This is a genomic window from Candidatus Tisiphia endosymbiont of Myopa tessellatipennis (genome assembly GCF_964031105.1).
GTDB lineage: Bacteria > Pseudomonadota > Alphaproteobacteria > Rickettsiales > Rickettsiaceae > Tisiphia.
The window spans coordinates 582,848-605,609 of sequence record NZ_OZ035005.1; the positions used below are offsets into that span (position 1 = coordinate 582,848).

A 22,762-nucleotide genomic window follows, 5' to 3' on the forward strand; every position below is an offset into this window, starting at 1 on the left:
CCTGTACTGAGCTTTTTTCTACTATTTATACTAATTTAAATTAGGGAATTGGTATTATCCATCTTTGATACCTGAAGACTTAGATTTACTTATAAAAGTAGCAGAGCAAGTAATAATTGAAATTAAAGTGCAGCGATTAAATGTTTCATGTGTTGATGTCACCTCAATGATCAATGAAGTGTTTAATTATTCTTCTGAATCTAAATTACTCAACGTTGAGATTTAGGATAGCATGTCGAATCCATCTTTAGTATTTCAACACTTTTAGGATGATCTAAACCAAATTTGTTTATATGCTGATCATGAAATTTAATATACCAAGATTTTTCTGCTAAATGGCAAGTAGCTTTTGCTGCTGCTAGGTACATTCTACTTACTTCGTCAACATTTTTCACATTATCTTTGTAATTATTCCAATATAACATTTCTGCTGTTAAATAAGACTGAACTGCTTTCTCATTTTGACCAAGAGCTGCTAATGCATCTCCTTCTGCAACAAAAGCCTTAGCTAAATCTATATCTAGTGAGATGGTAAGGTTTTTATTAGGTCTGCTTGGATTCTGAATAAATATGGTTATTGCTTTTTGGGCATATTCTAGAGCTTCTTGAGTATTACCCAATCCAAGTATAGCTCTCGACATTTGGGTATAAATGCGAGCAAATACTTCATGATCTTCTTTCTTTACTGACTTATGCATATCATATAATTGCTGTGATTGTTCATAGGCTTCATTATATTTACCTAAGGAGTTTAGTATTTCAGATCTTGACATATAAGGTCCTACAAGATATATATCATTAGCTTGTACTCCACCCTCAATATGTTTTTTTATAGTATTATTAACTTGCTCTAGTGCTTCTTTATATTTTCCTTGCATAAAAAATAAACTTGTTTTGGCATAATACAAATTTACTACATCTGGACTATTTACCAACTCCTTATTAAACATATTTTCTACTATTTGAATATTTTCCTCTGCTTTTTGAGTTCTCCCTAGTGAAATATAGGCTTTAGCTAAGAAATATACTACATTACATACAAATTCTCGAACCAAAAACTCTGCTAGTTTAGGATCATTTTTTTCTAAAATATTATTAGCAAGAGTAATAGCATCATCTTTATTAAATGCCGTCATTTTGACTATATTAGGTAATAGCTCACTATCTTGGGAAGCAAAAATAACATGACCATTATGTTCCCAATTAACAAATTCTTGCACCTTATGATTTTCTTTAATTTTTAAATTATCAAATACTAATAACCATTTATCTTTACTAGATAAGTAAGATAACGCTTCTTTTTTTGCTGATCCGACATCTTCCGATATTAAATTAGTCCTAGCCTTTTCATTGATTGACTTTGCTAGTTTTAAAAATTCTTCATTAATATCTAAGTTACAATTGCTTCGTCGACCTACGGTCTCCTCGCAATGACGCCGTGGAATTATACCTTACTCCTGTACAAGGCACAATACTTTAAACAATAGTCCCATTTTATTAGGAGCGATTAGCCTATCAACTTGTTTTGCTATTATATTTGCTTCTATAATAGGTAATTTATTTTGCAATAGTTTACTTCGTAATAATATACCATTACCAATTAGAAAATCACGTTGTGTTATTGATCCATAAACATTTATTCCTATATTTTGGGCTACTGTTTTTAAAGCATAAAAGTCAACATGTGCTGACAAATCAGCTTCTCCTAAAGTTTCAAGCAGAGGGTAATATTTATGATTTTTTATCGCTTGTAAAGTAGGGTCGTATTGGTTACGCATCCTTTTTATTGGATCTATATCATAACCGTAATCAATAACTAAGCTAGCCCCACCAAATTTCATTATATGCTTGCTAATAAATTTTATGATTTCTAATGATTTAGGTGATTCTTCTATTACTGCTCCGTCATATGCGTTTGGGTGTTCTTGCAGTAAGTAGTGTTGCAATTCTTTACTAACTTCTATCTTATCGAACTTAATTTTACCATCAGTTGGGTCAATAATAAGTATTGACTCGTACCAAAGTTCTTTGCTTTTAATATATTGTTTAATTGGCATAGCGTCAAAAAATTCGTTAGCTATTATAATAGAAGGAATTTTAGATATATATTGTACTGCTGTATGATGTTTAATAGGTAAACCAGCTAATTTGAGGTTTGTTTTCTGTTTCTTGATAAAATGAAGATTAATTTCAATCAATTCTATTGAAATGGATTGGTAGAATTTTGGAACTAATTTAGCAACATTGAGAAAATCCCGCATTAATACTCCTTGTCCAGGACCTAACTCAACTAAATTAGTCTTCTGAGGACATCCCATTTTATGCCATTGATCAATAGCCCATAACGCTATCATTTCACCAAAAAGCTGAGAAATTTCTGGAGCTGTGGTAAAATCTCCTAGGCAACCTAACTTATCTTGTTTTTTGTAGTAAGAAGAAGGATTTACCGACATTACTTGGAGCATCATTTCGTCAAGCTTAATACTACCATTCTGTTCAATAAGTTTTCTTACTTTAGAGTCGATTGGCATCTAATTCGTATTATTAAATAAATTCCTAGTATTAGCATAGGTAATGATAAAATTTGTCCCATAGTTAAGTTATTAAAAATAAAGCCTATGTGAAAATCTGGCTCACGAAACATTTCTATAATAATTCGAAATACAGAATATAATATTAAAAATATAGCAAAATTCAAACCACGGATATTTATAGTTTTGTATTTAAAAGTGGCATAAGCTAGAATTGACAGTAATATAATTCCTTCAAAAAATGCCTCATAAAGTTGGCTGGGGTGTCTTATTTGTAGATCACTATTTGGGAAAATCATTCCCCAAGGCATTTTAGTTATTCTACCATATAATTCACCATTAATAAAATTGGCTATTCTACCTAAAAATAAACCGATAGGACCAATTGTAACTAATAGATCACATAGAAATAAGAAGTTAATTTTATACTTATGGCAGAAAAAATAACTAGATATGATTAAACCAATCATACCACCATGAAATGACATACCTCCTTCATAAGTCTTTAAAATGGTAATAGGATCAGAAAAATATTTAATCGGATTATATAGTAATACATAGCCTAATCTTCCCCCTATTACTATACCGAGAATAGCCCAAGTAACAAAATTTTCTAAGTGTGACGCGGTAACACCAACTTCAAATTTTTTTATAATTTTATAAGCATAGAACCACCCAACTATTATACCCAAAACATAAGCCATGGAGTACCAATAAACGGTAAATGATCCAATAGAAAAAATAACAGGATTGATATTTGGGAAGAGCATACGGTAATTATATACACCAACTTGATAGATTGCAAGTGTTGGAAAAAATATTAAATAAATCATCGAATTAATTAGACTAATAGTTGACTAATTAATATCATACAATGAACAAATATCAAAAAGGTTGATTTATGACACAGTATTTATTGCATCTTTATCACAAATACGATAAAGAAACTTTAATGTTAATAATTATGATAGTTTCAATCATTCCATTGGTTATTATTATTAAGACAGTAATATTTTCAATGATAAAAAACTATATTAATAAACGCCATCATGATTATGAAAAAACATTTAAAAAATACTCTATATACACCTACTTATTACATACATTGCTAAGTTTATACCTTATATTTTGGGGCAATATCTTACAGGCATTTCCTATTCCACATTGGATAATTAGTATTAAGAATATTGTAATAACACTCTATACAGGTAGCTTCGTTACATCGCTAATCCTATCTCTTATAGAGGCTTTTGCCGATATTTATCGAAACAAAATGGCAACTTCTGTACAAGCCTATTTAAGTTTATACACACAAATATCAAAAATACTTATTGTTTCTGTTGCTACCATTATAATTATTTCCAGTATTTTGAATATTTCCCTTGGTGCATTTTTTACTAGTTTAGGAGCAGCGGCAGCGTTGTTAACCTTCCTATTTAAAGATACTGTTACAGGTTTGTTAGCAAGCTTACAACTTATTTCTCAGGATATAATACGAATTGGTGATTTTGTTACTGTTAACCAGTATAATGTTGAAGGTACTGTAGAAAAAATTACTATTACAGTAGTTAAGATTAAAAATGCCGATCAAACTATTTCAACAATACCTACATCTAGTCTTTTAACAACTAATGTAGTGAATTCTCGTGGTATAACGGAATCAGTGGCAAAAAAAATTCAGAGAGCAATATGTATTGATACAAATAGTATCGTATTTGTTCCAACTATATTTATACAGGAGTTACAAAAATCACCATATCTTGCACCGGAAGCAATAAATAAAGTGAATTTGGAACATATAGGTAGCGATATAACAAATATAAAAATATTTAGATTATATATAAAAGAATATCTTAAAAATCACCCTGCGATATATAAAGAAAATTTTACATTTTTGGTACGTCAGTTAGCTCCAACCCCTAATGGTTTACCAATAGAATTATATGTCTTTACTAATGAAACAAGAGGGGATATATATGAAGATATTCAAAGCGGTATTTTTGATCATTTGTTTGCAGTGATTCCTGAATTCAAATTAAAAGTATTTCAAAATAATAATGTATAAGCTTAAACTAATATAACAATGACTTTAGAAGAGATCAAATTTAACTTAGCTTCTGCATATCAAATTCTTGCGATTTTGACCCTAGATGACCATACTTATACACATCTATCTGCAAGACCTGAAGGGGCGGATTTTTACTATATTTATCCTTTTGGTTTAAGGTTTGAAGAAGTAACTAGCGATAATTTACTGCGAGTTGGTTTTGATGGAACAGTTCTAGAGGGTAGCGAAGATAGTTACAATGAAACCGGCTACGTCACTCACGGTAATATATACAAAAAAAGATCAGACATTTTATCTATCTTTCATCTACATACTCCAGCAACTGTTGCTGTATCATCCATGCGAGTTGGATTGATGCCCATAAGTCAATGGGCGTTGCATTTTTATGGAAAACTATCTTATCATGACTATAACTCTCTTCTACTTAAATCTAATCAAAGTAATACAATGCTTGATGATCTTGGACAAAATTATGTTATGTTTCTACGTAATCATGGAATATTAGCTTGTGGTAAAACAATCCATGAAGCTATGTTCTATACTTATCATCTAGAGCAAGCATGTAAGACCCAATGTTTAGCATGTTCAACAAATCAGGAGTTAATCTTGCCATCTCAAGAAATTTGTAAAAAATCTGTGCAAGATCTATTGTCATTTGAAGAAGATTTAGGCAAACGTGACTGGATTGCTTGGCTTAACTTACTTAAGAGAGTTAATTTTGCAAAGTATAAAGAATATACTCAAATAGATTTGAAGAATTGGATTTGAAAATGAATGGTGAGCATGCTAGGCGTACAACTATTCACACTACTGGACAAAAGAGAAGGTTTTTACTTACATGTTACTAGATTTTTGGCAAAAAGTGTCTCTAGTTAATCCTATTGTTTACCTCGTAAGTGGATTAAGATAGACTTTTTATGTACTAGTTACGACTTAATCTGACAATAAGTAATAATCAGGCAGCTTGATAAGTAATAGCCAAGTTGTCTGATATTCTCTCTATATTACTAATATTTTTATCTTTAGCAATATAAAGTGAATCTCTAAAAGTTTGCATTGGTGTTTTACCAAAACAATGTTTACCTGAATGAGACCTTTCGTTATTATAATTTGTAAGCCAAGTATCTATATCAGCTTGTAACTCATCTAATGTATTATAGAGCTTTTTACGAAATAGAATGTGATAGCACTCTTCCTGCATAGTTTTGTGAAAACGCTCACATATACCATTAGTTTGAGGGCTATATGCTTTAGTTCTAGAATGATCTATATTCTCAATACCAAGATATAGTTGATAAGCATGATTCTCAGGTTTACCACAATATTCCGTGCCTCTATCTGTAAGTATTCGAAGCAAAGGGATATTATACTTTTCAAAAAATGGAATAACCCTATCATTCAAATGGTCTGCTGTAGTAATAGCTGTTTTCTCGGTATAAAGCTTACAAATAGCTACCCTAGAATAAGTGTCTACAAAGGTTTGTTGGTAGATACGTCCTATGCCTTTAATGTTTCCAACATAATAGGTATCTTGAGAGCCAAGGTAACTAGGATGCATGGTTTCAATCTCACCAGTTGCTTCACGTTTATTCTTGATTTTCTCAAGTGCAGCAAGTTGTGCATCACTCAAAATAATACCATCATTTGCAACTTTAGCATCCAATGCTTTTAGACGTTTTTTGAAATTCTCTAGATCATGACGTAGCCAAACAGACCTTACTCCACCTCCAGAGATAACGATACCTCTCCTACGTAATTCATTAGCAGTACGTTCCTGACCATAAGCAGGAAATTCAACAGCTATATTAACTACTGCATCCTCGATATTAGATGGAACACGATTCTTCAAACATGGCTTCTTTCTAGTCATCTCAAACAAAGATTCTGCTCCACCTTGCTCATGCAGTTCCTTATAGCGGTAAAATGTATCTCTGCTATAGCCCATTACTTTACAAGCTTGCTATACGTTTCCTAGTTGTTCTGCTAATTGTAATAAACCAATTCTTGGTTTTATGATTTTTTCTTGATATGTTGTCATCTGACAGTCTCCTTAATAAGAGGTTGTTAAAATTTGCTGGGTACGATTTTATTCCATATTTTCGTACCCAACAACTCCAAACTGTCAGATCAAGTCTTTACTTTTACAATTTAAATGCTACCTTCTAAACAAAATGTTTGAGATTGGCAAACCAATTTCTGTTGCCGTTTGCTAACCTTCTATTTTGGGGTTAGGGGTAATTTATCTCAAATCCTATTTATGCAACAAAGCCACTTTTTCTTACTATCTTTATCCCTTTCTAGATACCTTATTTCCTAGCTTGCAGTATCTTTTAGTTCTTTTATTCCTGTTCTAAACATTTGCACCCCCTTCTACTCACAGTTGCGATTTTTAAACTGCCCTGTTCTAGGTTTGGAAACTTATGATCTTGACATAATAGGAGTTTAGGGATATAGTATACTCTTTCTAAAAATTTTAAGATGTTTTATAAAAATAAGCACACTATGCTATCTAGGATTCAAGTATACTCGAATGGTCTTACGAATTGAAAATGAATTAGGAACGCACTCAGTGTACTTTGGTACGTGAATCCAATAATATCTCAAAAAACAATTCTTTAAAACAGAAGAGTATATATAGCACCCGTAGCTCAATTGGATAGAGTATATGACTACGGATCATAAGGCTGGGGGTTCGACTCCCTCCGGGTGCGCCACCATATGTATTAGGACTCCAAGGCTTTTATAATTTTTTAAAAGCATTTTTATTTTGGTTTCCCACCAAAAGTCCCCCAAAATAGATTTTTTTGTAGGTCAATTTTTAAGATTAGTACATATGGTACACATATGAAATTTTTAAAAAGAGTAAAGAAATCCTGAAACCCTGATAGGGATTGGCGGGAGTGACGGGACTCGAACCCGCGACCTTCTGCGTGACAGGCAGACGCTCTAACCAACTGAGCTACACCCCCTTTATCAGGCTTACTATGATATACTACTCGTAAATGAAGAGTTGATAGACGAAGATCAAAATTATAAAGTGCTGAAGGATCGAGGTGCTAGGCGTACATTTAGTACGTGAACACCGAAGATACCTGAAGACGACAACGCAATTCTTGATTTTCATCGAGTATATATAGGTAAGCCGTAATATATATAAAGTCAACTCCCCTGTCAAGAACTCATCAGTAACTAATTTAACTTGATTTCTTATATAGATATCTTTGGCAAACTCGCAACTTATCTTCGAGAGGGAGAAGTGTTTGAAGAGGTAGGAAAGTAAGGTTTATAAGGATTTTGCTATAAGATTTGTAGTCATGTAAATGATATTTTTTATTTGACAATGCTGGAATTTAGAGATATAATCTCTTTCATGTATATTACAACTGTTCCAAATAGAAATTCTCGTCCTGCAATATTGCTTCGTACCTCTTATCGCGAAGACGGGAAAGTATTAAATAAAACCCTAGCTAACTTAACTAACTGGGATGATTTACGCATTGAGGCTTTTAAGAAGATGCTGAAAGGTGAATTTGATGGTTTAGATGGTGTTCCTGAGGTTGGTGAAAGTTTTGGGACTATTTTTCTACTAAAAAGAATTGCTGATGAAATTGGTATTACTAAGGCTCTTGGTACTAGAAGCAAAGAAGCTTTATTGAGTCTATTTTTGGTTTTAGCACGCTTTGCTCACCAAGGGTCTAGACTTTCCAGCGTGAAATGGGCGAAATCGCATGCGATATCTGATGTATTATCTGTCGATTCATTTGATGAAACCCATTTATATCAGGCTCTAGAATGGTTAGAAGAGAACCAAGAAAAGATCGAATTAAAATTATTTAAAACTTATCAAAAGAAAAATAACAAGCCGCCTGTTATGCTTTTATATGACGTCACTTCCAGCTATTTCGAAGGAACAGAGAATGAACTTGCGGAATATGGGTACAATCGGGATAAAAAGAAGGGTAAAAAGCAAATAGTGATTGGTCTATTAACTGATGATCATGGCGAACCTTTGGCTGTTAGAGTTTTTAAGGGTAATAGTGCTGATCCTTCTACCATTTATGAGCAGATTGAGCTAGTAAAATCTAATTTTGGTATTAAGAATATAGTCTTTGTTGGTGATAAAGGAATGATTAAGAGGACAGGCAAAGAAGGATGGGACTATATTACAACCTTAAGTAAAGTTGAGATTGAAAGCTTAAAGAAAAGCGGAGTTTTGCAATATAGTTTTTTTGAAGAACAGCTATGCGAAGTAACCAATAATGGCAAAAGATATATTTTAAGGAAGAATGGTTCTATAGCCCGAAAAGTTGAGTTTGATAGGAATAACCGAGTTGAAAAATTGGTTGCAAAGATTGAAGAGCGTAATATATATGTATCAACCCATAAGAAAGCAAAGCTAGAACTTGGTTTAAATAATATTCAAAAAATTGCCAAAGAATGGCGGATAGATAAATTTATCAACCTAAAATTAGACGGCAACCAAATAGTGGTTGAAATTGATCAAGATAAGAAAAAAGAGTTGTTTGCTCTTGATGGTTGTTATGCGATTGAAACACAGATTGAAATTAAACTGATGAGTAAAGAATTGGTTGATAAAGCTTACCATAATTTACATGAAGTAGAATTGAATTTTAGCAGTATGAAGACAGGATTACTCGAGGTAAGACCGATCTTTTTAAGGAAAAGCAACAGAACGAAGGGACATGTATTTGTTTGCATGTTGGCATTAAAAATATGGCACTATATGAAAAATAAGTTGAAACAAGGTTGTGGCGTAACCAAGGATGGTAAATATAATGTGACCATTGAGGAAGCATTAAGAGAGCTGGATAAAGTATGTTTTTTATATTACACAATCAAGGGTTGCAAAGTTGCAAGATTACCAAAATTAAGCGAGTTTCAACAAAATTTATTCAATTTATTTGATTTAACGATGCCCCAAATGACAAAATCTGCAAAATGATAAAATAATGGTATGGATCTCCTGATATACAGAATGAAAAGCAGTTGCTAATCTTCTAAAGTTAATATTAAATATTAAAATAACAATCAGGAGGCTAAGATGGAAGTTACCACAATTGGTATAGATATTGCAAAAAGAATTTTCCAAATTCATGGTGTAGATAAAAATGGTAAGACGGTATTAAAGAAAAAATTAATGAGAGATCAAGTTTTAACATTTATGGCTAATTTACCAAAATGTTTGGTAGGGATGGAAGCTTGCGGCGGAGCTAGTTACTGGGCAAGAGAAATAACTAAATTGGGGCATACAGTAAAACTAATGGCAGCACAATTTGTCAAACCGTATGTTAAAACTAATAAAAATGATCAAGCTGATGCAGAAGCTATATGTGAAGCGGTAACAAGACCAAATATGAGGTTTGTACCAATTAAAACTGTAGAACAACAAGATATTTTGTCAATTCATCGGGTAAGAGAGAGATTGGTAAAAAACCGTACGGCACTTGCGAATGAAATTAGAGGATTATTACATGAATTTGGTTTTATTATTCCTCAAGGGATCAATAAGGTTGTAACAAAATTAACTGAGATTTTAGATGAAGGAAATTTGAGTCAGCTAGGTTACCAAACATTTAGTGAACTGAAAGAGGAATTTTTGGATAATGACAAAAAAATAAAAGAGATAGAAAAAAGATTAAAAATAATAGCTAGCAACTTAACTCAATATCAACGATTAACAGCTATACTTGGTCTTGGTTTAATTACTGCTACTGCTTTAATAGCATCAATAGGTAATGCTACAAGTTTTGAGAATGGTAGGCAATTATCGGCATGGTTTGGATTAGTGCCAAGGCAGCATTCCAGTGGAGGGAAAGATAAGTTGCTTGGAATTAGCAAGCGAGGTGATGTTTACTTGCGTACTCTATTGATCCAAGGAGCTAGAGCTGTACTAAATGCCAAGATAAGATTTACATCGGAAGAACAAAAATCTAAAAAAGATTTTAGCAAATTTACGCAGTGGATGTTTAATTTATCTGAGCGAAATGGACATAATAAAACAGTAGTTGCTGTAGCTAATAAACTGGCAAGAGTGGTGTTTGCAGTACTAAGGTCAGGGGATGATTATGTAGAGAGTAAAGTTTGTAGCACAGAGCTATTATAATTAACATAAAATAAATAGTGGTTTATTAATTAATAGGTAAACAAAGAATATGTAAGAGATTCCAACCCGGAATATGCGTGAGATAATAATATTGATGGTAAATAAGACAAACCTTAGCTTACAAAGAAACTGATGACTACAATGGCTCTTTGAAGCCGATAAAATGATAAGTATATAGTTTGTAAGCCAGCGAATTCCATCAGGGCTGTAGGATAAATTATACATAATTTATTAACTATAAGCCGGATACATGTATGCATTTGCATTTTTGCTATTAGATGTTATTTTTTTCTTGCATTTTACAGGAGGTCCATACATGTAGTCAGTAACGAGAATTTAATTCTACACTCCACTCGTCGTATAATACTCACGTTCTATAGCATAATTTCTGCTCATATTTATCTCGAAGATGAGAAGCTTGCTCACCTGAAATGTTTCTTGAAATTTGGAAGCGTACATTAGTCTCAGAAGGCTGTTTCACTAATGATGAAAAATCCACTTTCGCCATGGAGTTTGATTTGCCCTTAAAAGGCACTACTGCAGACAGTACAAAACTTTAATATATTCAGTGATTTCAACATATTTACGCTGCATTTAATACAGCAGTTTGCCACTTATGCGACTCATTTTCAAGCTCTTTTCTCTCTCGAAGTTGAGTCGCAAAACTGCTTTAAGAATGCATTTTTCTGATATTCTAGCCAGTTTTGGATTAAAATTTTTAATTTTAATCCAAAACTGAGGTTAGTAAATACAATATCAGATTTTTGGTGTCCTTCATAATTCACAATTCTACCTCAATGATTTAAAGCATGAGGTATTTTCTTGGAATTAATAGATACATTAAATGCCATAGAGACCCATTTTCCCAGTTCTTCCTCTTGATCTAAAATCTTAGGTAATACTTTCCAATATGATATAGTTACCAGCTTATTTTTGCTATTATAGGTAAATGGCTGTGAGCCAAAAGATTTAAAATATTTAGCGGTGAAGCTATCTGCTTTAAAGTATAGCTCACTTTCTGCAATAATCCCTATTATCACTCTATCTTTATATATGCCATAACTACCGAACATCGCACGAGTAGTTATTTGACCGAAAGGTGCTAATATATCTTTTATATACTCAATAAATTCATTATTTCTTACAATCTTGTACATATTTTGTACTTTTTATTTTTATAAGCTCATCATACTTTGTTTTAAGCTCATCTAGAGAATAATTACCATCATAATATCCTTGGATATTAATGATCCTTTCTAAATAAAAATTCAACTGCTCAGCATTATTCTCTAGAATATCATTATCAATTTTTAGGTCTTTCGTAATATAGGCCAATGCTTGATTTTTGATAGCTGAGCAGTATAATTTAAATTCTTGGATTTTTTTTATAATGCTTGGAATATCTTCTGGTTTCATTACTATCAGTGCTACTAACATAACCACTAATATTTCTCCTAGAGACATAATAGACCTCTTCATAATTCTATTTCTGCTGTATACTCTTTTGCTTTTAATCCAAAATTGAGGTTTATACTAACTTTTTATGACGATATTTAGGATTAATAATATTTTCCCCTGTTAAATTAATCATATAATCATGGTAATCTTGGTAATTTCCTTCAAACCATGTAGCATTGCCATCTTTATCAAAAGCAATAATATGTGTTGCTATTCTATCTAAAAACCAACGATCATGGCTTATTACTAATACACATCCAGCAAAATCCAAAATCGCATCTTCTAAGGCTCGTAACGTATCAACATCAAGATCATTCGATGGTTCATCAAGTAATATAACGTTAGCTCCCTCTTTTAGTAATTTGGCTATATGCACTCTATTGCGTTCACCACCAGAAAGTTGCCCTACTTTCTTCTGTTGGTCTCCACCCCTAAAATTAAAGGCTGCACAATAAGCTCGACTTTTCATTGATCTAGAACCAAGTTGTAACTCTTCAAGACCTGAGGAAATCTCATCCCACACAGTCTTGTTATCGTCTAAATCATCTCTTGATTGATCAACGTAACCAAGTTTAACAGTTTGTCCTAATTTAATAGAGCCGTGATTTGGATCAGTTTTGCCAGTGATAATGTTAAATAAAGTAGATTTACCTGCTCCATTTGGACCTATAATACCAACAATAGCTCCTGGAACAACCTTAAAGCTAAAATCTGATAACAACACCTTATCACCGTATCTCTTTGCTATATGCTCTGCCTCTATAACTAAATCGCCTAGGCGTGGACCATTAGGTATAATAATTTGTGCAATGCCGGATCTTTGTTCTTTTTGTTTAGTCAACAAATCCTGATAAGCACTAATTCTAGCCTTACTTTTTGATTGTCTAGCTTTTGGTGATTGACGTATCCATTCAAGTTCTCTTTTTAATTGTTTACTCCTATCATCTTCTTCTTTATCTTCAAGCTCTAATTTTGCTTGCTTCTGCTCGAGCCAAGTAGTGTAATTAGAATGCCATGGAACACATCTACCACGATCCACCTCTAATATCCAATCCGTTACATTATCAAGAAAATATCGATCATGGGTAATAACTACTACAGTACCTTTATAATTTTTTAAATAATTTTCTAGCCAAGATACCGATTCAGCATCTAAATGATTTGTCGGTTCATCAAGTAATAACATATCAGGCTTTTCTAGTAAAAGTTTACATAACCCAACTCGTCTTTTTTCCCCACCTGAGATTTTTGTAACATCGGCATCTTTATTTGGACACCTTAATGCAAACATAGCAATCTCTATTTCCCTCTCTAAACTCCAAGCATCACAACTATCTATTTTTTCCTGTAGATCAGCCTGTTTTGCTAGAAGTTCGTTCATTTCATCATCTGACATTTCCTCAGCAAATTTATAGCTTATTTCATTAAATTCATCGATTAAAGCTTTCTTCTCACTTAAACTTTCCATAATATTATCAAAAACATTTCGAGTAGGATCAAGATGCGGCTCCTGAGCTAAATAGCCAACTCTAACCCCACTCGCTACAAACGCCTCACCGTCATATTCTTTGTCAATACCTGCCATAATTTTTAAAAGAGTAGATTTGCCAGCACCATTTGGACCAATAATACCAATTTTTGCCCCTAGTAAGAAGGATAAATACGTTTCCTTTAAGATTTGTTTACCGTTGATAGTCTTACTTAGACCATTCATAACATAAACATATTGATATGACATAACTCTTAATTCCTTTATTTTTTGTAATTTATTTGTAGTTTTTAAATAGTAGTGGTACAGATTAATCTTAACATGAATTCTTTAAGGGAATTATATACATATACAATCTAAATATTTTGTTTATTTGTCCAAGCTGTAAATTCAGACATACTAAAAACACCTTTTAAGTTTCCATGAACTTGATCTTTTAACCATTGTAAAGCACCTTTTTTGTAACCATCTCCATCTATAATGATAATAACATCATAAACACTTTGTTTCCTAATATTTAATATTGTATAAGGGTATTTCTCATCTGCAGAACCGCCTGATTGTTGCCACTTACATTCAATAACAAGACAATTAGAATGTTTTGTAGGATGATATAGAATAAAATCGCATTGCCAAGCAGTATTATAGATAGTTTCTCCTAAATTAAATTGTCTAGTACAGATTGGTTGGGCTAATGCTTGTGAAGCAATAAATCTAGTCTTGGGAACAAAAACGTAACCTTCCCTAACAAGACGATTATTTATAAATACCTCAAGTTCGTTCCCTGTTTTATTTGCAGTTGTTCCACCTTGTATTTTATTCATAATTTCTAATCAAAACCTCTTCTGCATTTTTCCTTTCATTAGCTTTACAATTAATAGTGCGTGGCACTTCTATAATTTCTATATAAAAATCTTTATACATATGCTTTATAAACTGAATATTAGAGTTTGAAAGCATAAAATATACACCCTTATCGTTTAACTCTTTACATTTTTGATAAAGTTTTATCTGATCTATTCCTGTAAAATCAAGTTTTGTATATTTAGTAAACGATTTATTATTTATAGGATGATAAGGAGGGTCAATATAAACAAAATCACCTTTATTTGGAGAAATTTCGCTGAAATCTTGATGTTTTATATCAACATTTTGTAGTAGTTTACTACAAGCTATTATATTTGTCTCATCCACTATTGCTGGATTTTTGTACTTCCCCATAGGCACATTAAATTCCCCTTTGTTATTGGATCTGTACAAACCATTATAACAGGTTTTATTAAGATATATAAAACGTCCAGCAACTTCTACATCATTATCATTAATAAATTGTTTTCTGATTTTGTAATAATATTCTTCACAATGATTTACTTTATGTTTTGTTAGTAGCTTTATCAATTCTTGAGGATTATTTTTAATCACAGCATATGTAATAACTAAATCTAGGTTTATGTCTGATATAGTTGCACTAGATGGAGTAAGAGCAAATAAAAGGGCTCCTCCTCCTACAAATGGTTCATAATATCTTTTATAAGTTTGCGGTGTTCTTGTGGATAATTCTTTTATTAGACTTCTTTTTCCACCTACCCATTTTACAAATGGTTTTGCTTTACTGTCGTTTTCAATTATTATGTCATCATTTTTTAGTACACTTTTTCCTATCTTTGATAAAGCTTCATTAAACGATATTCCTAAATTGTTTACTGATTCAATTTGCATAAGAATTTACCAAAGTTTTATATGCCAAGTGTCCTTTAGCATTTACAAGAATGTTATTAAACATACCACCTATTTTATGATTCCTCAAATTATCTCTTAAAGATAAATTTATTCAAATATCTTCCAGTGTGTTCCTTGTTTATAGAATAGACCTTTTTCGAAACTCACTTATACTGAGGGATTTGAAGGAGATACTTCACCTCGAACCGTAGCGTACTTAAATGTACGTAAAGATTTGAGTACCGGTTCTACGTACAAATCATCAACAGAAGTAAAGTCGCGATAGGTTTAATGATAACTCCCAACCACTCCACACTTAAACACAGCCCAAAAACTTTCTATTGTGTTGCTTCTCTTATCCTATGAATCATAAGCCAAGCTGTTTTTTGAGTAACTTTTATATCTCTTGAAAGTTGCAGTGAAGATAAACTTTTTTATGTGTTGTTACTTAAAATATAGTAGTATATAACTCCTTTTTAATTATTAAAATTCTAATCTAGATTTATTCCAATCTCTATTAAAAACCTCTAAACCTGAATCTGTTAGTTGATGATCTAATAATTGTTTGATAATTTTACCAAACATTGTAGCAACATCAGCTCCATACATAGCAGATTGATAAACATGGTTCGGGTTTCTTATAGATGCAGCTAAGATTTTTGTCTGATATTGATAATTATCATACATCTGTCTTATATCTCTTATTAAACTCATACCATTCTGACCTATATCATCAAGCCTACCTATAAAAGGTGATACATAATATGCTCCAGCTTTTGCAGCGATAAGAGCTTGATTAACCGAAAAGCATAGTGTCATATTTACTTTCTTGCCTTTATTTGCAAAATACTGGCACACTTTAATACCATTCCATGTCATAGGTAATTTGATAACAATATTACTTGATATTCCTAAAATTTTGTTACCTTGGCTAATCATAGTGTCAACATCATTGGCAGCTACTTCTACACTAACATCAGAGCGTACTATCTTACATATCTTAATAATGGTTGATCCAAAATCATCTTTTGTCTTAGACATCAAAGAAGGATTAGTAGTTATACCATCAATGATACCCAATTGGTTAATCTCATCAATTTCTTTAATATCAGCACTATCTAAAAAAATTTGCATTTAATTTAACCTCGACAAAATTGAATCAAGTTCCTCTAAACTATTATAGTGAAATATTAATTTTCCACCAATTGGATAGTCTTCAATAGTTACTTTTATATTAAATCTTTCTGACAATGATTTAGCTAATAACTGTAAATCATTATCTTTACTACCTTCTTTTAGGAATTTTTTTCCTACACGTTTCTCATGTTCTGGTGCTTTTGTATATTCATTTTTGAACCAGTTTCTTACCATATCTTCAGTTTGACGAACATTTAAATCATTCTCAATAATATGATTAGCTATTATCTCAGCCTGCTCATGATTAATTAAACATCTTGCATGTCCCATAGTTAAAAAACCATCATTTATTTTATCTTTGATAGATTGTGGCAATTGATTTAGCCTTAATAAATTCGCTATATGACTACGACTTTTGCTAAGTTTTCCTGCTAGTTGCTCTTGTGTATAACCAAACTCTTTTATTAATCGCTCAAATCCTTCTGATTCTTCTATAACCGATAATTCTTCTCTTTGAATATTTTCAATTAGAGCTATTTCTATAATCTCTTTATCATTTAAATCTTTTATAATCGCAGGAACATCAGTAATCTTAGCTATCTTACAAGCCCGCCAACGTCTCTCACCAGCTATAATTTTATATCTCCCCTCGCTAATTGAACTAACAATAATTGGTTGTAACAAACCATTATTACTTATGGAATCGGCTAATTCTTTTATTTTATCATACTCAAATTTTTTCCTTGGTTGATTATTCCTAGCTTCAATTTTGTCGATATCTATAATTTTTACTAATTCATCTTTCTCTATAGTAAAAACCTCTTCTCCAAGCAAAGCTGACAACCCTTTACCTAAACCTTTGTTTTTCATATATTTCTACCTAAAATCTCTTTAGTAAGTTCCATGTAAGCAATAGAGCCAGCACATTTATGATCGTAAATAATTGCTGGCTGACCATAAGATGGTGCCTCAGATAGTTTTATATTCCTTGGAATAACTGTCTTAAATACCAATCTTCCTAAGCATTTTCTAACGTCCTCTTCCACTTGTTCAGTTAATAGATTGCGTTTATCGTACATAGTAAATAAAATACCAGCGATTTTTATTTTTGGGTTTAGATTCTTCTCTATAATTTCAATTGTTTTTAGTAAATGACTTAACCCTTCTAATGAATAAAAATCGCACTGCATGGGAATTAACACATTATCACAAGCAACTAACGCATTGACTGTTAGCAGATTAAGAGATGGAGGGCAATCTATCATAACATAATCATAGTCACCGACTAAGTTATTTAATAAATCTGATAATAAATATTCTCGCTTTTTTATACTTAATAAATCCAACTCGGCACCAGACAAATTAGTATTAGATGTAATTAATTGTAAATTTGGAATATTTGTTTGTATTATAGCTTCTCCAATAGGCTTTGAACCTGTTAATACCTGATAAATAGTAACCTTTCTATCTTGTTGACTTATACCAAATCCAGTGCTACTATTTCCTTGAGGATCTAAATCTATTACCAAAATTTTTTTATCCATTACAGATAAAGCTGTCGATAAATTTACAGTAGTCGTAGTTTTAGCAACTCCACCTTTTTGATTAACTATCGCAACTATTTTTGTCATGTATATTACTAATTTCTAGAATTTTACTATTATTAGAAGTCTCACTATCATATACCGAATACCAAAAAGACCACCTCTTTTTGGCATTCTCAATTTCTTCGTGATACTACTCACCTTTAAATAATAAATATTTATTTTTTACATTAATATGTTTGGTATAAACAAATATTTTCTCTAACTGAGCAAATGCCCTAGAAGTTAATATATCACAATCTAATTTAACATCTTCTATTCGTTGATTAACCACCTTTACTTTGTTACTAGAAATTTTAGAAGCTTGCAATAAAAAAATAGACTTTCTTATATCAGATTCCACTAAAGTAACATTCTTTATCCCTGCAATAGACAATACTATCCCTAGAAATCCACCACCCGAACCAACATCTACTAAATGGATATTGTGGTCATTTATGTACTTCATGAGTTGCAAAGAATCTAAAATATGTCTTACCCAAAACTCATGTTCGGTATTACAAGAAACGAGGTTAATAGTTTTATTCCACTTCAATGTTAACGATTGATATTTTCCTAGAGCATCTATTGTTTCACGTGAAATATTATCACAGTCATACATTAATTTCTATGCCTTGTTTTCATATAAATTATAATTGCTATTAAAGCGGCTGGAGTAACACCGGATATTCTTCTAGCCGCACCAATAGTAGCTGGTTTATGATGGTGTAGTTTTTCTCGCACCTCTGTAGACAAACTTGGTATTTTAAAATAATCAATATCATCATCTAACAATTCTAATTCTTCTTCTTTAAATAATTGAATATCTGCATTTTGTCTAGTCAAATAAGAGGAATATCTTGATTCGATACAAAGATAATGAAGAAGTTTTCTATTTAATGAAACAAGCTCTGGAAAAATTTCTATTGTTTTATCGATACCAAAATTTGGTAATCCCAGCAAATCAAAGGCTGTTTTATGTGAACCATCTTGTGAGATAGACACGCCTAGATTAGCTAACTTAGTCGTTGTTAGAGAAAGAGTTCTTACAATATTTTCTGCCTTATGAATATCTTCACATTTTTTGTTAAAAATCTCTTTGCGTAAATCAGATACAATACCAAAATCTATAGCCATTTGAGTTAGTCTTAAATCTGCATTATCTGCCCTAACTGAAAGCCTATATTCAGATCTAGAAGTAAACATTCTATAAGGCTCTGCTGTACCAAGAGTAATTAAATCATCAATCATAACACCAATATAGGCATCTGCTCTAGTCAAAATAAAATTTGATTGACTTTTTAGTGATAAAGCTGCATTAATACCTGCTATGATTCCTTGCCCCGCCGCTTCTTCATAACCAGTGGTGCCATTAATTTGACCAGCAAAGTATAACCCCTCAATTTTTTTTGTTTCTAAAGTTGCTTTTAATTCTCTAGGATCAACATAATCATATTCTATTGCATAGGCTGGTCTTAACATTGTAGCCTTTTTAAGACCAGGAATTGTCTTTAGTAATGCTAGTTGTATATCTTCAGGTAATGATGTAGATATACCATTTGGGTATATCGTATGGTCATCCAAACCTTCAGGTTCTAAAAATATTTGATGACTTGCTTTAGCAAACCTAGTAACCTTGTCCTCAATAGATGGGCAATATCTTGGTCCTATGCCCTCGATTTGTCCAGAATACATAGCTGATTTATCTAAATTATTTCTAACAATTTCATGAGTTTGTTCAGTTGTTCTAGTAACGAAACAATTTATTTGCTTTACCTTAATAGAATCTGTAAGTTCAGAGAAAGGGCGTGGCACGGCATCTCCAGTCTGCACTTCTACTTCGTTATAATCAATTGTTCTCCCATCTATTCTTGGAGGTGTACCAGTTTTTAACCTACCAAGGGAAAAACCTAGATATTTCAATGTGTTAGATAAGCCGTATGATGGCCTTTCACCCACTCTACCAGATGGGATTTTTTTAGGTCCTATATGAATGAGTCCAGATAAAAACGTACCTGTAGTCAACACAGCTTTTTGACATGCAATTCTCGTACCATCATCTAAAATCAATGCTTTCACTCTAGAGTTTTGGATTTCAATATTTTCTACAGATGCATATAAAATTGTCAAATTTGGATGATTTATTAAAGCATTATACATAGCTTTTTTATAAAGTTTTCTATCAGCTTGAGCTCTTGGTCCCCAAACTGCTGGCCCTTTACTTTCATTAAGCATCTTATAATGTATACCAGCTTGATCTATAATTTTACCCATAAGCCCATCAAGTGCATCTACCTCTTTCACTAGAGTACCTTTCGCCACTCCGCCTATTGCAGGATTACAAGACATTTCACCAAGATTATCTAGCTTCAGAGTAATTAAAAGAGTATCTACACCACAACGTGCAGAAGCCGAAGCTGCCTCGCAACCAGCATGACCACCACCAATAACTACAACGCTATATTTCATAAGACTTAAGTTATTCTACAATTTCTTTTTTAGTAAAGAATAATTTCACTTCTCTTTCTGCACTTTCTAAACTATCAGAACCATGGATACTATTAGCCTCAATATTCTCTGCAAAATCTTTTCGAATTGTGCCTAGTTCAGCATCATTTGGGTTAGTAGCTCCCATTATTCTACGATTTTTTAAAATAGCATTTTCCCCTTTAAGCACCTGCAAGACGACTGGACCAGAAATGATATATTCCACTAAACTATTAAAAAATGCCTTTGACCTATGTTCTGCATAGAAATTTTCTGCTTGATCTCTAGTTAAAATAGTCATTCTTTGAGCTACTATTTTTAGTCCAGTATTTTCTAAGTAAGAAATAATTTTACCAATTAGATTTCTTTTCGTAGCATCTGGCTTAATCATTGAAAATGTATATTCTTGAGTCACAGTAAACCTTTATTAATTTATTGTTAATATTTATATAAATTTATATATTTTTGGCAAGCAAATTCTGATAGCATGGTTAAAGTGGTACTTTATGCAATTTTTCTAGAACTATAATTCCAAGTTAAGGAAAAAAGTATTGCCCCCAAGAAAGCAGAAAAGATAAAAAATAAAAAAACACCATTCCAACCTAAATTATCAGAAATCCAACCAACACATACCCCAGCCAATGCAGCACCAAGATAACCAAATAAGCCTGAAAGACCATTAGCTGTACCAACTGCTTGTTTATTAGTAAAATCTGCTGTAGCAACACCTATTAAGACTTGCGGTCCAGATACAAAAAAACCAGCCAAAGCAAGAATAATCATGCTAAATATTTCATACTCGTTTGGTATTTGCCAAAATAAAATAAGAGTAAAAGCCAAAACAAACATAAATACTGAACCAACTGGACCACGTCGTCCTTGAAATAGCTTGTCTGACATCCATCCAGCAACAACACCACCAATTAAACCTAAGATATCATAAGAAGCAACTTGTAGACCAGCTTGAGCAATAGTAACGTTTTTTAGTTCACGTAAAAATACGGGTGCCCAAAAAATTACACCTGACCGTACAATATAAACAAACATATTAGCAAAACACACATACCACACTAACCTATTACAAAATACAATTTTTATTAGTTGACGCGTTAATAAATTATCACCATTGTTTCCAAGAGATATATCACATTCTTTATACTCTTCTACTGTGGGTAAATTAACCTCATTGGGAGAATTACGTAATCTATTAAATAAAAATAACGATATTAATAATGCCACTATTCCAGGAATTATAAATGCTGCTTTCCAACCATAAACGTCTATTAAATAGCCACACACTATCATAGTAGTTGCTCCGCCGATTTGATTAGAAGTAGCCCCCAAAGACCATTTCATTCCTAATTCCTTAGAAGCGTACCAATAAGTCAACATACGTGTTGCAGGCGGCCATCCCATGGATTGAAACCAATTATTCAGAATCCATAAAAGACCCAGTAAGGTTATACTAGAAGCAAAACCAGATAACAATGTTATGATGCCTACAAGGGCAAGACCAACCACCATAAATATACGAGCATTTGATCTATCGCTAAAGAATCCATTACACAATTTTCCTACACCATAAACTATAGAAGAGGCTGTTAAAATCCAGCCAAGTTGAGTTTTTGTTACCTCAAAATTATCCATTAAAGCAGGCATTGCAATATTAAAATTCTGACGACAAAATATGAATGTTGAATAACCAATAATTATTGAATATAAAATTCTAATACGCCAGCTATTATACTTTCTAGCATAAGGAGGTCTTTCTTTGAAGGATGTACTTACCATCGTTTCCTTAGGTTATTACTTGCAAACATTTGAAGAGAGTATATATGCTTGTCAGGAAAAATGCCACAAGCTATTATGTATTTTGTATCTAAAACTTATTTTTTATTAAATGTACTTGAGATATATTGCGAACTAGGTTAACCTCCTATAGAATCTAAGACAATAAAATTAATTTCAAACGACAATTATGACAAAATTATTAAGATTTTCTCTGTTTTTTGTTATACTCTTGCAATTATTATCATGCACTCCTGGTCCTCCTTACGAGATTAAAAGCCCTTGTGTGTCTATTGAATCAACAGATTCTTCGAGTACTGGCAACCCATGTGTTCGTAGACCGGTAAATTTAACTAGAGATATTGCCTAAAGGTTTAC

The 22,762-nt window shown here is 32.2% G+C and carries 20 protein-coding genes, 2 tRNA genes and 1 pseudogene; 6 read left to right on the forward strand and 17 right to left on the reverse strand.

Features of this window, described 5'->3' with window-relative positions; all coding sequences use genetic code 11:
• Window positions 1–209: 209 nt before the first annotated feature.
• The 3 genes from AAHN03_RS02945 to lgt form a co-directional block, all read right to left on the reverse strand.
• Entirely contained in the window at window positions 210–1,220 is a 1,011-nt protein-coding gene (locus AAHN03_RS02945; protein ID WP_342279048.1) for a tetratricopeptide repeat protein, read from the reverse strand.
• A gap of 231 nt (window positions 1,221–1,451) precedes the next feature.
• Window positions 1,452–2,531 carry a class I SAM-dependent methyltransferase gene (locus tag AAHN03_RS02950; RefSeq protein ID WP_341761787.1) on the reverse strand — a complete coding sequence of 360 codons (1,080 nt, stop codon included), beginning with the start codon at window positions 2,529–2,531 and terminating at the stop codon, window positions 1,452–1,454.
• Window positions 2,510–3,301, reverse strand: a complete 792-nt coding sequence (gene lgt, locus AAHN03_RS02955) for a prolipoprotein diacylglyceryl transferase (protein WP_342279164.1) — start codon at window positions 3,299–3,301, stop codon at window positions 2,510–2,512. The genes AAHN03_RS02950 and lgt overlap by 22 nt, the downstream gene beginning before the upstream one ends.
• A gap of 131 nt (window positions 3,302–3,432) precedes the next feature.
• Here lgt and AAHN03_RS02960 point away from each other — a divergent pair, with 131 nt between their 5' ends.
• Entirely contained in the window at window positions 3,433–4,596 is a 1,164-nt protein-coding gene (locus tag AAHN03_RS02960; RefSeq protein ID WP_342279049.1) for a mechanosensitive ion channel family protein, read from the forward strand.
• 18 nt (window positions 4,597–4,614) lie between these two features.
• The gene (locus tag AAHN03_RS02965; RefSeq protein WP_341761789.1) at window positions 4,615–5,367 is read left to right on the forward strand and encodes a class II aldolase/adducin family protein; all 753 of its coding nucleotides are present in this window, start codon (window positions 4,615–4,617) and stop codon (window positions 5,365–5,367) included.
• A 187-nt stretch (window positions 5,368–5,554) separates the two neighbouring features.
• On the opposite strand, the gene AAHN03_RS02970 is transcribed toward AAHN03_RS02965, so the two are convergent.
• Window positions 5,555–6,544 (reverse strand): IS481 family transposase, encoded by a 990-nt coding sequence (locus AAHN03_RS02970; protein ID WP_342278413.1) that lies wholly within the window; start codon window positions 6,542–6,544, stop codon window positions 5,555–5,557.
• Window positions 6,545–7,236: 692 nt separating this feature from the next.
• Between AAHN03_RS02970 and AAHN03_RS02975 the strand changes: the two genes are divergently transcribed.
• Window positions 7,237–7,313: transfer RNA gene (locus AAHN03_RS02975), tRNA-Arg, on the forward strand.
• A 178-nt stretch (window positions 7,314–7,491) separates the two neighbouring features.
• Here the strand turns inward: AAHN03_RS02975 and AAHN03_RS02980 are convergent.
• Window positions 7,492–7,568, reverse strand: a tRNA-Asp gene (locus tag AAHN03_RS02980).
• Between the two features lie 401 nt (window positions 7,569–7,969).
• Between AAHN03_RS02980 and AAHN03_RS02985 the strand changes: the two genes are divergently transcribed.
• Window positions 7,970–9,562, forward strand: coding sequence for an IS1634 family transposase (locus AAHN03_RS02985; protein WP_342278210.1), 1,593 nt, complete (start codon window positions 7,970–7,972; stop codon window positions 9,560–9,562).
• A gap of 99 nt (window positions 9,563–9,661) precedes the next feature.
• Window positions 9,662–10,723, forward strand: coding sequence for an IS110 family transposase (locus tag AAHN03_RS02990; protein ID WP_342278211.1), 1,062 nt, complete (start codon window positions 9,662–9,664; stop codon window positions 10,721–10,723).
• A 794-nt stretch (window positions 10,724–11,517) separates the two neighbouring features.
• Here the strand turns inward: AAHN03_RS02990 and AAHN03_RS02995 are convergent.
• The 12 genes and pseudogenes from AAHN03_RS02995 to AAHN03_RS03060 form a co-directional block, all read right to left on the reverse strand.
• Window positions 11,518–11,880 carry a TfoX/Sxy family protein gene (locus AAHN03_RS02995; RefSeq protein ID WP_342279050.1) on the reverse strand — a complete coding sequence of 121 codons (363 nt, stop codon included), beginning with the start codon at window positions 11,878–11,880 and terminating at the stop codon, window positions 11,518–11,520.
• Window positions 11,858–12,187, reverse strand: coding sequence for a DUF2672 domain-containing protein (locus AAHN03_RS03000; RefSeq protein ID WP_342279051.1), 330 nt, complete (start codon window positions 12,185–12,187; stop codon window positions 11,858–11,860). The genes AAHN03_RS02995 and AAHN03_RS03000 overlap by 23 nt, the downstream gene beginning before the upstream one ends.
• A gap of 64 nt (window positions 12,188–12,251) precedes the next feature.
• Window positions 12,252–13,919 carry an energy-dependent translational throttle protein EttA gene (gene ettA, locus AAHN03_RS03005; RefSeq protein WP_342279052.1) on the reverse strand — a complete coding sequence of 556 codons (1,668 nt, stop codon included), beginning with the start codon at window positions 13,917–13,919 and terminating at the stop codon, window positions 12,252–12,254.
• A gap of 107 nt (window positions 13,920–14,026) precedes the next feature.
• On the reverse strand, window positions 14,027–14,494 hold the full coding sequence (locus tag AAHN03_RS03010; RefSeq protein ID WP_342279053.1) for a PD-(D/E)XK nuclease superfamily protein: 468 nt from the start codon (window positions 14,492–14,494) through the stop codon (window positions 14,027–14,029).
• Window positions 14,487–15,389, reverse strand: a complete 903-nt coding sequence (locus tag AAHN03_RS03015; RefSeq protein WP_341761570.1) for a DNA adenine methylase — start codon at window positions 15,387–15,389, stop codon at window positions 14,487–14,489. The genes AAHN03_RS03010 and AAHN03_RS03015 overlap by 8 nt, the downstream gene beginning before the upstream one ends.
• A 483-nt stretch (window positions 15,390–15,872) precedes the next feature.
• Window positions 15,873–16,523, reverse strand: coding sequence for a fructose-6-phosphate aldolase (gene fsa / locus AAHN03_RS03030; protein ID WP_342279054.1), 651 nt, complete (start codon window positions 16,521–16,523; stop codon window positions 15,873–15,875).
• Window positions 16,524–17,396 (reverse strand): ParB/RepB/Spo0J family partition protein, encoded by an 873-nt coding sequence (locus tag AAHN03_RS03035; protein ID WP_342279055.1) that lies wholly within the window; start codon window positions 17,394–17,396, stop codon window positions 16,524–16,526. It lies immediately after the preceding gene.
• Entirely contained in the window at window positions 17,393–18,157 is a 765-nt protein-coding gene (locus AAHN03_RS03040; protein ID WP_342279056.1) for a ParA family protein, read from the reverse strand. Before AAHN03_RS03040 ends, AAHN03_RS03035 begins: the two co-directional genes overlap by 4 nt.
• Window positions 18,132–18,731, reverse strand: a pseudogene (rsmG, locus tag AAHN03_RS03045) (16S rRNA (guanine(527)-N(7))-methyltransferase RsmG). Before rsmG ends, AAHN03_RS03040 begins: the two are co-directional and overlap by 26 nt.
• The gene (gene mnmG / locus AAHN03_RS03050) at window positions 18,731–20,578 is read right to left on the reverse strand and encodes a tRNA uridine-5-carboxymethylaminomethyl(34) synthesis enzyme MnmG (RefSeq protein WP_342279057.1); all 1,848 of its coding nucleotides are present in this window, start codon (window positions 20,576–20,578) and stop codon (window positions 18,731–18,733) included. The pseudogene rsmG and the gene mnmG overlap by 1 nt, the downstream one beginning before the upstream one ends.
• A gap of 10 nt (window positions 20,579–20,588) precedes the next feature.
• On the reverse strand, window positions 20,589–21,011 hold the full coding sequence (ndk, locus tag AAHN03_RS03055; protein ID WP_341761565.1) for a nucleoside-diphosphate kinase: 423 nt from the start codon (window positions 21,009–21,011) through the stop codon (window positions 20,589–20,591).
• Between the two features lie 89 nt (window positions 21,012–21,100).
• A complete protein-coding gene (locus tag AAHN03_RS03060; RefSeq protein WP_341761564.1) occupies window positions 21,101–22,387 on the reverse strand; it encodes an MFS transporter in 1,287 nt (428 codons plus the stop codon).
• A 187-nt stretch (window positions 22,388–22,574) separates the two neighbouring features.
• Here AAHN03_RS03060 and AAHN03_RS03065 point away from each other — a divergent pair, with 187 nt between their 5' ends.
• Window positions 22,575–22,754, forward strand: coding sequence for a DUF2706 domain-containing protein (locus AAHN03_RS03065; RefSeq protein ID WP_341761563.1), 180 nt, complete (start codon window positions 22,575–22,577; stop codon window positions 22,752–22,754).
• The last annotated feature ends 8 nt before the right edge of the window (window positions 22,755–22,762 follow it).

What these genes read in the sequence shown, in the direction of transcription:
- AAHN03_RS02950 (WP_341761787.1), bottom strand. Translation starts at nt 2,531, where the DNA reads ATGCCAATCGACTCTAAAGTAAGAAAACTTATTGAACAGAATGGTAGT.
- lgt (WP_342279164.1), bottom strand. Translation starts at nt 3,301, where the DNA reads ATGCTCTTCCCAAATATCAATCCTGTTATTTTTTCTATTGGATCATTT.
- AAHN03_RS02960 (WP_342279049.1), top strand. Translation starts at nt 3,433, where the DNA reads ATGACACAGTATTTATTGCATCTTTATCACAAATACGATAAAGAAACT.
- AAHN03_RS02965 (WP_341761789.1), top strand. Translation starts at nt 4,615, where the DNA reads ATGACTTTAGAAGAGATCAAATTTAACTTAGCTTCTGCATATCAAATT.
- AAHN03_RS02970 (WP_342278413.1), bottom strand. Translation starts at nt 6,544, where the DNA reads ATGGGCTATAGCAGAGATACATTTTACCGCTATAAGGAACTGCATGAG.
- AAHN03_RS02985 (WP_342278210.1), top strand. Translation starts at nt 7,970, where the DNA reads ATGTATATTACAACTGTTCCAAATAGAAATTCTCGTCCTGCAATATTG.
- AAHN03_RS02990 (WP_342278211.1), top strand. Translation starts at nt 9,662, where the DNA reads ATGGAAGTTACCACAATTGGTATAGATATTGCAAAAAGAATTTTCCAA.
- AAHN03_RS02995 (WP_342279050.1), bottom strand. Translation starts at nt 11,880, where the DNA reads ATGTACAAGATTGTAAGAAATAATGAATTTATTGAGTATATAAAAGAT.
- AAHN03_RS03000 (WP_342279051.1), bottom strand. Translation starts at nt 12,187, where the DNA reads ATGTCTCTAGGAGAAATATTAGTGGTTATGTTAGTAGCACTGATAGTA.
- ettA (WP_342279052.1), bottom strand. Translation starts at nt 13,919, where the DNA reads ATGTCATATCAATATGTTTATGTTATGAATGGTCTAAGTAAGACTATC.
- AAHN03_RS03010 (WP_342279053.1), bottom strand. Translation starts at nt 14,494, where the DNA reads ATGAATAAAATACAAGGTGGAACAACTGCAAATAAAACAGGGAACGAA.
- AAHN03_RS03015 (WP_341761570.1), bottom strand. Translation starts at nt 15,389, where the DNA reads ATGCAAATTGAATCAGTAAACAATTTAGGAATATCGTTTAATGAAGCT.
- fsa (WP_342279054.1), bottom strand. Translation starts at nt 16,523, where the DNA reads ATGCAAATTTTTTTAGATAGTGCTGATATTAAAGAAATTGATGAGATT.
- AAHN03_RS03035 (WP_342279055.1), bottom strand. Translation starts at nt 17,396, where the DNA reads ATGAAAAACAAAGGTTTAGGTAAAGGGTTGTCAGCTTTGCTTGGAGAA.
- AAHN03_RS03040 (WP_342279056.1), bottom strand. Translation starts at nt 18,157, where the DNA reads ATGACAAAAATAGTTGCGATAGTTAATCAAAAAGGTGGAGTTGCTAAA.
- mnmG (WP_342279057.1), bottom strand. Translation starts at nt 20,578, where the DNA reads ATGAAATATAGCGTTGTAGTTATTGGTGGTGGTCATGCTGGTTGCGAG.
- AAHN03_RS03060 (WP_341761564.1), bottom strand. Translation starts at nt 22,387, where the DNA reads ATGGTAAGTACATCCTTCAAAGAAAGACCTCCTTATGCTAGAAAGTAT.
- AAHN03_RS03065 (WP_341761563.1), top strand. Translation starts at nt 22,575, where the DNA reads ATGACAAAATTATTAAGATTTTCTCTGTTTTTTGTTATACTCTTGCAA.